This is a genomic window from Bacteroides caecigallinarum (genome assembly GCF_021530995.1).
Lineage (GTDB): Bacteria > Bacteroidota > Bacteroidia > Bacteroidales > Bacteroidaceae > Phocaeicola > Phocaeicola faecigallinarum.
Genome location: NZ_JADYTF010000157.1, coordinates 1 through 5,944, shown reverse-complemented (window position 1 = coordinate 5,944; position 5,944 = coordinate 1). Strand labels below are relative to the sequence as shown.

At 41.6% G+C, this 5,944-nt stretch carries 4 protein-coding genes; 2 read left to right on the top strand and 2 right to left on the bottom strand.

Annotation, left to right across the window (positions count from 1 at the left end):
* Nucleotides 1-278 precede the first annotated feature (278 nt).
* Together I6E24_RS15045 and I6E24_RS15040 are read right to left on the bottom strand one after the other, a co-directional pair.
* Nucleotides 279-1,565, bottom strand: a complete 1,287-nt coding sequence (locus tag I6E24_RS15045; protein WP_235329398.1) for an NCS2 family permease — start codon at nt 1,563-1,565, stop codon at nt 279-281.
* A 30-nt stretch (nt 1,566-1,595) separates the two neighbouring features.
* Nucleotides 1,596-2,297, bottom strand: a complete 702-nt coding sequence (locus I6E24_RS15040) for a nucleoside-specific channel-forming Tsx family protein (protein ID WP_235329396.1) — start codon at nt 2,295-2,297, stop codon at nt 1,596-1,598.
* A gap of 114 nt (nt 2,298-2,411) precedes the next feature.
* Between I6E24_RS15040 and I6E24_RS15035 the strand changes: the two genes are divergently transcribed.
* Together I6E24_RS15035 and serB are read left to right on the top strand one after the other, a co-directional pair.
* Nucleotides 2,412-4,373, top strand: coding sequence for an alpha-L-fucosidase (locus I6E24_RS15035; RefSeq protein WP_235329394.1), 1,962 nt, complete (start codon nt 2,412-2,414; stop codon nt 4,371-4,373).
* A gap of 28 nt (nt 4,374-4,401) precedes the next feature.
* A complete protein-coding gene (gene serB, locus I6E24_RS15030; protein WP_235329391.1) occupies nt 4,402-5,628 on the top strand; it encodes a phosphoserine phosphatase SerB in 1,227 nt (408 codons plus the stop codon).
* Nucleotides 5,629-5,944: the final 316 nt, after the last annotated feature.

Here is a 5,944-nt window from a genome sequence, read left to right as displayed (position 1 = left end):
ATAAACTTATAAAAAATTATTACCGACAACAATATGCTGCCGGTAAATATTTTATTGCCTTTATTCATATGAATATACCAATGGAAGCCTTTGGAATCATTCTACCGTAAATCATTTTAGAGGAAAGATATGATTAATATTTGTGAAATCCTAAATTCAGTTTTGCTAACATACGGTAAACACACAAAATAAGCATATACCACATGAGATAAAATAAAAAAAACCGACAAATGGAAAATCCATCGTCGGTCTAATTATAAATATTACAGAAGTTATATCTACACAAAAAACTTCAACACGAATATCGCCGCCAATATATACATACCGATTGACAGCTTTTTATACTTGCCTGTAAGGAGATTGATAAGTACATAGCTTATCATACCAAGTACGATACCGTCCGAGATGCTGTATGCCAATGGCATGAAAATGATACATATAAATGCCGGAATGGCCTCTGAATAGTCGGCAAAGTTGACTTTAAGCACTGAAGACATCATCATCAGACCTACAAGAATCAACACTGGTGCGGTAGCTGCTCCCGGAACCGAAAGGAAGAAAGGAGCAAGGAACAATGAAAGCAGGAAGCAAACAGCTGTAACGAACGAAGTAAGACCACTTCTACCGCCCTCGCCTACTCCTGAAGCACTTTCAACGAATGTAGTGATGGTACTTGTTCCAAGCATTGCACCGGCAGTAGTACCTATGGCATCTACCATGAAAGCCTGTTTCAAGTGAGGAATCTTACCGTTCTTGTCCATCATTCCGGCTTTTGTAGTAACTCCAACAAGAGTTCCGATTGTGTCGAACATGTCCACAAAGAGGAATGTAAACACCACTACTATCATCTCTTTAGTAAAGATATTGTGCCACTCAAACTGCCAGAAGATAGGTTCTATGGAAGGAGGAGTGCTGAAGATACCGTCGAACTTGGTGATGCCCATAGGGATACCAATCAACGTTGTGATAAGAATACCGAACAGCAACGCACCTCTTACTCCCTTTACCAGAAGAAGGGAAGTCACAACCAAACCTATCATACCAAGCAAGGCAGGACCTGAAGTGATATTTCCCATGCTGATAAGTGTAGCGTCGTTGTTCACGATGATTCCGGCATTCTGCAGTCCGATGAAAGAGATGAACAGACCGATACCGGCACCGATGGCATTCTTCAGTGTCACAGGTATTGCATCGACAATCTTCTCGCGCAGGTTAGTCACTGTCAACAGTATGAATATGATACCCTCAATCAATACCGCAGTCAAGGCAAACTGCCATGAATATCCCATGGTGAGGCAAACTGTATAGGCAAAGAAAGCGTTGAGTCCCATACCCGGAGCAAGTCCGAAAGGAAGCTTTGCATAGAAAGCCATCAGCAGTGTGGCAAAGGCAGAAGCAACGACAGTAGTAGTGAACAGTGCTCCCTTGTCCATACCTGTAGCACTGAGGATGTTTGGGTTTACGGCAAGTATATATGCCATAGTAAGGAATGTAGTGATACCCGCAAGTATTTCCGTGCGTACGCGAGTTACATTCTTATCGAACCCGAAAAGTTTTTCCAACATGATTATTTTCGTTTTTTAGAGAATCCCGAATTAGAATGACCATTTCATTGCCAAAGTAGGCATCCATTTCCAGCCGTTCATAACACCGAAATTTGAGGAAATTTCCCACTCAGTACCTACACTCAGATTGAAATCGTCCGCCACTCTGTCAAACTTGTTCAAATTCACCCAGAACTGCGGTTCTGTTATGAAAATATAATTGTGCATCTCGTTCTTTTCGAAATCCTGATGTTTCTCCTTCCAGAAATCTGCAAATCCTGTGAAAGAGTATTTTCCCTTGCAGAAGTGCAAATACCATGTAATAGTAAGCTGGAAATTATTAGGCTTTACGTTTTTCTGAATATACTTGTATGCAGGAGTAAATGTAAAACCTCTTGTGAAATCAGAATTGTTCCACGTATAAGTAGCACCAAGAAGGTAAGCATTGTTTATACCGTTAGCTCCACCGTTATATTCCACATGTGCAGAGAAAGGCCCACCCCAGAAATTCAGTTCACGGGCAATTTCCCAATATGCACCTACAACACCTTCCTTGGCATAGTCCATATCTACGAAGAAGTATGTACTACCCCATCTGTCAGGCTTGAACATTTCCACCGTAGTCGTAACTTTGGCTCTTGAACTCTGAGAGTCATAAATCGAACTACCGAAGTCATAATGCAACTGAACATTCTGTGCACCGGCAATCGCTGTTATCATACATACGATGATTGATAAAAACAGTTTTTTCATTGTCTTTTTTAGTTTTTTAATGATTGTTATAAATACGAGCCGCAAAATTAATGAAAAGTTAGCATATCACAAAAGAAGTGATTATCTTTGCTCATCATTACATCACTATATATTATGAAGATACGTGTTTTATCCATATTCTCCCTACTGTTGATATACATAAACTGTGTTGCGGCACAAGTTTCGGACTCCACTTATAAAAAATGGCAGGACAACAAACTGGCTGTCAGGATTGTATTCCCGATGCAGAAAGATTCGAAAGGCAACTCTGTAAAGGATATTTTCAGTTATACCAACTTCAATGCCGACTCTATAGTATCGCTGGCAGTAAAGTCAGGGATGCGCACTGTAATAGCACCGGCAAAGACTGGCGACGCCTGTCTGTTCGATACTGAGACTTGCAAAGAAAACACAGAAAAGGATATCATAAAGGAACTGAGCGAAGCATGTAGCAGGAACAAAATTAATTTTGGTATCTACATCCCTGTAAAAGAAAAATTCGACAACAAAGGAAATCACCATTCAAACAGTCTGGACAAAACCATAAAAAAGCAAATAACCGAACTGCTCACAAAATATGGGAAAATTTCGGAAATCAGTTTCGATATGAACCCCAAGACTCCGGAGGAGAGTAAAGAACTGTACGACCTGGTGCACAAACTCCAGCCTGAATGTATGGTAAGCAATGATGCGGGAAACGGAAAATACGATTTCTGCAACATACTGAAATTTCATTTCGGAAAGGATATTCTTGAATGCTGCTGGCGATATGACTCGTCTCTGTCATCGTCACCGGCAGCCATTGAAATAGACAATGCGGAATCGGACGCAAAAAAAATTATAAGTCAAATGGCCGAAGCTGTGTCGTTGGGTGGAGGTTTCATGTTTAAGATTCATCTGGAAAACGACGGACGAATAAACGGATACGATAAAAAAATAATGAACAGTATCGGATCATGGATAAAAGAAAACGGACAGGCGATATACAATACCGTGCATAATCCGTTCTTGAGGGATTTTGAATGGGGAACCGTCACAAGAAAAGGCGACACTCTGTATCTGATACTGTCGGGCAAATATCCTAAAGACGGAAAAATAGAACTGTACATGCCTGAATATGAACTGGAAAAAGCGGACGGAAAGCTTGCCACATGCATCCAGAAGAACGGAGTCATTGACATAGCCGTACCGGCATCGGCATATAAGGGAAAAAGCATAAACGTATTGACACTAAAATTCAAACAGAACATAGGCGAACATCAGCCGGAACCTATCAGAGCCATTACGCTGAAGCAAAATAATGCCACACCGCATTACAGCATTTCGGGTTTCGACTTTGGAAGTACATACAAAAGCACAGTGAAATACTCATGGTATTTCGAGCAGCTTATGCTGAAACAGCTGGAACTGATATATACGGATCAGGAAAAAGGAAAGAATCTGGAAATAGAACTGGACGGAAGAACATATAATGTAAAACTCAATAGCGGCAAGGCATCATCGCTTCAGGTGGCCGAAGGAACGGTGTGGGGGAAACAGTACGTATGCGGTCCGGAAGAAAGAATATTCCATGCGCCGAAAGACATAACAACAGACCTTGAAAATCCACCGGTAAAGAACAAAAACTGGAAAGAGGTTTCAGCCGGAAAACATACTTTTGAAGCTAATACCAACAATACATACTACGTGATGCAAGAAATAGAATCGCCAAAGGCACAAAATATCATCATTGAAGCCGGAGCAGGAAACGGTATTGAAATTTACCTGAACGGAAAATCAATAATGAAACATCTGAATCCTTACGGATGCGATTTCAAAACGGAAAAAGTCCTTATTCCGCTTCAGAAGGGCAAAAACCTGATAGTAATGAGGTTATACAACAGGATTGGCAAAGGTATAAGCTACATTCTGCGAAAGACAAAAGACCAGACTGTCTACAAACAGGAATTGACCTTGACCGAAACCAACAAAAAGAAAAATCACAGACTAACTGTACGACAGGCAGGACTTGACTCGTGCAATGACGATATGGGACTGACAAATCTGCGCATCAGACTAAGAAGAATAGCATTATAAAAATATAAATACATATTGCCAAAACACTATGAACACAGAACTTATACTAATAAGAATAACAGGCATCGACCGTCCTGGGCTAACTGCCTCAGTGACAGAAATATTGTCAAAATACGATGTGACAATACTGGATATAGGTCAGGCAGACATACACCAGACTCTATCATTGGGAATACTGTTTAAAAGCCACGAAACAGAATCAGGTAACATAATGAAGGAGCTCCTGTTCAAAGCATCTGAACTTGGTGTAAACATCCGATTCTATCCTATTTCTGTAGATGAATATGAAAACTGGGTTTCAATGCAGGGGAAAAACAGGTATATAATCACAATACTTGGCAGAAGGCTGACAGCGAAACAGATATCAGCCGCAACAAAGATTATAGCGGAACAGGGACTGAACATCGACTCCATAAAGCGTCTCACAGGACGTGTGCCACTCGATGAGGAGAAGGCAAGCGTGAGGTCGTGCATTGAATTCTCGGTGAGAGGTAATCCGAAGAACAGAGTAGAGATGCAGCGCAGCCTGATGAAACTGAGCAGCGAGATGGGAATGGACTTCTCATTGCAGCTTGACAATATGTACCGCCGTATGCGAAGACTGATTTGTTTCGATATGGATTCCACACTGATACAGACAGAATGTATAGACGAACTGGCAGAACGTGCCTGTGTGGGAGAACAGGTAAGGGCCATAACCGAACGTGCGATGCGTGGTGAGATAGACTTCAAGGAGAGTTTCACGGAGAGAGTGGCACTGCTGAAAGGACTGGACGAAAGCGTGATGAAAGAAATAGCAGAGAACCTGCCTATCACGGAAGGTGTGGAAAGACTTATGTTCGTACTGAAACATTACGGCTACAAGATAGCGATACTTTCCGGAGGTTTCACCTACTTCGGCGAATATCTGAAACAGAAATTCGGAATAGACTATGTATATGCCAACGAACTTGAAATAGAGGACGGAAAACTGACAGGACGATATCTGGGAGAAATAGTTGACGGAAAACGGAAGGCTGAACTGCTCAGACTGCTGGCACAGGTAGAGAAAGTTGACATTGCACAGACAATAGCCGTAGGTGATGGAGCAAACGACCTGCCTATGCTTTCTACTGCCGGACTTGGCATAGCATTCCATGCCAAACCTAAGGTGGTGGAAAATGCGGAACAATCCATCAACACCATTGGTCTGGACGGTGTGTTATACTTTCTGGGATTCAAGGATTCTTATCTTGACGAGAAAGGGAAACTGTAAATCACCCATACATCTGTTAGATATAAAAAAGCTCTCATTAGTGAGGATATACTGTATAACCCCACAATGAGAGCTTTTTTATTTTGCGTGACACATTCGTGTAACGCGCGGAACACGTCTGTGTAACTCGCAAAACACGAACGTACAACACGCGTAACACGAACGTGTCACGCTAACTATGTCAGTACAAACAGGGCTGACGCATTACTTAATATCTTCATTTTGCCATGGTGCATCTAAAAGTTCAGCAAGAAACTCATCGCTCCATCCCGCCATTTTTCTTTTACCCTTAAGGCTTGATTTCCTCTTGTTATTT